At 64.7% G+C, this 2,378-nt stretch carries 1 protein-coding gene; it reads right to left on the bottom strand.

The window, feature by feature from the left end:
* Positions 1-66: 66 nt before the first annotated feature.
* Entirely contained in the window at positions 67-2,250 is a 2,184-nt protein-coding gene (gene yccS / locus ACE04F_RS20415; protein ID WP_486109490.1) for a YccS family putative transporter, read from the bottom strand.
* Positions 2,251-2,378: the final 128 nt, after the last annotated feature.

Here is a 2,378-nt window from a genome sequence, read left to right as displayed (position 1 = left end):
CTGAAAATGCCTGCCACTGTGGGAGCGAGCCTGCTCGCGAAGACGATGGCATGGTCGCCACAATCCTCAAGCCTCACTGGTGTCCTTGATCAGGTGCGCCGCCAGCGTCCGCAACGGCCCCAGTTGGCGGCAGATCAGCGCCAGTTGCGTCTGCACCAGCCGCTGGCCCTCGTCGATTTCATCGGGCATCAGCTCAAGCTCGCTGGCGAGGGCTTCTTCTTCGTCGCTCTGGATCGCGATCGGCTGTTTGCTCGCCAGGCCCTGGGCAATTTCATCGATGCTGGTCGCCAGCCTTGCTCCGGCGCCGTCGATCAGTTGCTCGCGCACCTCAGTCGGCAGTTCGGTGCCCCGGTGGGCGCCGAGCCCCGACAAGTAACTGAGCAGGGTGTGGGACAGCACCAGGAAGCGGAACCCCACGTCGGCCTCCTTACGGAAATGGCCCGGCTCCATCAGCATGTTCGCCAGCGTCGTGGACAGCGCGGCGTCGGCGTTATGGGCGTTGCGCCGGGCCAGGCGATAGGCCAGGTCGTCGCTTTTGCCTGCGGCGTATTGCTGCATGATCTGGCGCAGGTAGATGCTGTTGCAGGTCAGCGTATTGGCCAGCACCTTGTTCAGTCGCCGGCCCTGCCAGTCCGGCAGGAACAGGAACACCGCCAGCCCGGCGATCAGGCTGCCGAGCAAGGTATCGAACAGCCGTGGCAGCAGCAGCCCGTAGCCGTCGCCGACCTGATTGAAGCAGAACAGCACCATGACGGTGATCGCGGCAGTCGCCAGGGTGTAGCGGGTGGTGCGGTTGGTAAAGAACACCACCCCCGCGGCAATGGCGAAGCACGACTGCACCACCGGGTTGGGAAACAGGTCGAACAGCGCCCAGGCCACCGTCAGGCCGATGGCGGTGCCGATGATCCGCTGGCCGAGCTTGCGCCGGGTGGCGCCGTAGTTGGGCTGGCAGACGAACAAGGTGGTGAGGATGATCCAGTAGCCCTGGGAGGGGTGGATCAGGTGCACCATCGCGTAGCCCACGCTCAGCGCCAGGGGCAGGCGCAGGGCATGACGGAACAGCAGCGAGGTCGGCGTGAGCTGCGTGCGCAGGCGGACCCAGACGTCCTTGAGGTTGCGTGGCGAGCGGTCCAGCAGGCTGCTGTCGGTGGCATCGGCTAGGGCGTCGGGGTTGCTCGCGTCGCTGAGCAGGCGGTCCAGGGTGCCGAGGTTGACCGACAATGCTCGCAGTGAACGCAGCAGGCCGCGCCAGGCCGGGTTGCTCTGGATGCGCAGGTGTTCCAGGGATGCATGCAAGTCGTTCAGGGCCTCGGCGAAGCTGTCGTCGTAGACGAACGGCTGGCGCAACTGGATCGACTCGGCCAGTGCCAGGCAAGCCTTGCCTTGCTGGCGCAGCAGGCGCTGGCAGCGGAACAGTACGTCGCTGTGGAAGAACGCCTCGGCCAGGGCGTTATAGGGATAGTGCGAGGAGCTGGCGCGTTCGTGGATGTCCTGGGCGAGGAAGTACAGCTTCAGGTAGCGGCTGACTTTCGAGCCCGGCCGACCATTGCCGACGCGGTGCAGGATGATTTCCTTGGCGCTGTTGAGTGCGGCGACCACCCGGCCATTCTGCTGGGCCAGCTCCAGGCGTCGGGCCTCGATATCCAGCTGACGGATCGGCTCCAGCAGCGATGACTTGAGTTTCAGGTAGCGCCCCAGTTCGCGGAACAGCCGCGCCAGGCTCTGCTGCACCGGCTGGTTGGAAAACAGCGCGTGCCACAACACCGAGAGCAGGCCATACCAGGCGGCGCCGGCCACCAGCAGCACCGGCTCATGCCAGAAGTCCGTGACCGCACCGCCGCGCTGGTCCACGCCGATCATGGTGTAGACCGAAAGAATCAGGGTGGCCGAGGCGATCGCGCCATAGCGCTCGCCCAGGGCACCGAGCATGGTCAGGCCGAAGGCCGCCAGGGCCAGGGCGACGATGAACAGGATGGGATAGGGAAACAGCAACTCCACCGACAGCGCGGCGATGCTGAAGCACACCAGCGTCACGGCCAGCGCGTTGAGACGGCCTTGCCAGCTGTCGTCGGTCTCGGCCAATGCGCTGGCGATGATGCCGAGGAACAGCGGAATCAGCAGCGCCATCTTATCCAGGTACCAACACAGCACCATGCTGCCGGTCAGGGCGATGAACACCCGCACGCTATAGCTGAATTTATCCAACGCCCAAAGGCGACGCAGAGACTGGCTGAACGAGGTCGATGACATGAAGTGCACGGGCCTGACGGGCAATGACGCTAAATTGAGGCAGTAATGACGCCGATGCAATGGCGACGATCACATCCGGCAGCAAAAAGTGTTCCGGAAGCCGCCACCAGACCCTGTGGGAGCGAGCC

Source organism: Pseudomonas sp. AGC41 (genome assembly GCF_057334555.1).
This window is presented reverse-complemented; position numbering and strand designations above follow the sequence as displayed.

Excerpts from the sequence above, each read along its gene's own strand:
- yccS (WP_486109490.1), bottom strand. The coding sequence starts at position 2,250 with ATGTCATCGACCTCGTTCAGCCAGTCTCTGCGTCGCCTTTGGGCGTTG.